Annotated in this window: 2 protein-coding genes; both read right to left on the bottom strand. The window is 47.9% G+C overall.

Annotated elements, in window-relative coordinates:
- Nucleotides 1-283, bottom strand: a 283-nt coding sequence (locus R7Z49_RS23895) for a cation transporter (protein ID WP_318112208.1), incomplete at its 3' end; no start/stop codon positions are given.
- Between the two features lie 115 nt (nucleotides 284-398).
- The gene (locus R7Z49_RS23890) at nucleotides 399-911 is read right to left on the bottom strand and encodes a CpxP family protein (RefSeq protein WP_005487153.1); all 513 of its coding nucleotides are present in this window, start codon (nucleotides 909-911) and stop codon (nucleotides 399-401) included.
- Nucleotides 912-915: the final 4 nt, after the last annotated feature.

Raw genomic sequence — 915 nt, 5'->3', positions numbered from 1 at the left:
CCGAAGAGCAGGAGATAAACGTCGCCTGTGCCAGCTTAGCGAGGGACTCGGCCTTACCATGCACAAAAGTGTGTTCTCTGTCGGCTGGTTGCAGCGAATAGCGAACCACCACCAAATTCACCACTGAAGCGGCGATGTCCAGCATCGAATCAATAAGCGATGCCAATAGGCTGACCGATCCCGTCACCCACCATGTGATGACTTTTACAATGAGAAGAAGCGTCGCCACTATGGTTGCTGTCCAAGCTGCCGTCGTGACTAAGCGTGCATATTGCTGTTTCATAATCAAAGAGTTAACTCAAACCGTATTTTGAGTATACGTTGAATGCGCGTGAAATCGCCAGATCAAAAAGAGGCAACCTGTGGCTGCCTCTTCATATATATCATCGGATCATGACTTAATTATTGCGGTGTTTTCCCATGCGTTGTTGCATTTGGTCACCACATTCTTGCATGCGCTCGTTTTGCAGTTTTACAAATTCAGCTTTTTGCTCTGGAGTCAGCACGCTCAACATTTGGTGTTTTCTCTCCAGCATTTTCACGCGGTGCTCAGTTTGGCGCTCAACCATCTCTTTCGCTAGAGCAGTGGCTTGCGCTTCATCGAACGTATCCGCTAGCAATAGAGACTGCATTTTCGCGTGATGCGCTTGGCGTTCTGCCATGCGTGCTTCGCGGTTTTGTGAATATTTGCCTTTCATTTCCGCGCGGTTTGCATCACGGAAAGATTGCAGTTGGTCTTTTTGTGCATCAGTTAAGTTCAAATCGCGCATGATGCCGCGGTCCATACCCATACCACATTCATCGCGTGGGCCTTTGTGGTGATCTTTACCGCCAAATGCGAATGCACTCGCAGTGCCTAAAGTTAGAGGTAGAACAACAGCAGCTAACACAAGTTTTTTTGCAGACTTCATAATT

It is taken from the genome of Vibrio sp. 1562 (assembly GCF_033340155.1).
GTDB lineage: Bacteria > Pseudomonadota > Gammaproteobacteria > Enterobacterales > Vibrionaceae > Vibrio > Vibrio alginolyticus.
This window is presented reverse-complemented; position numbering and strand designations above follow the sequence as displayed.

Coding starts and splice junctions, on each gene's coding strand:
- R7Z49_RS23890 (WP_005487153.1), bottom strand. CDS start 911: ATGAAGTCTGCAAAAAAACTTGTGTTAGCTGCTGTTGTTCTACCTCTA.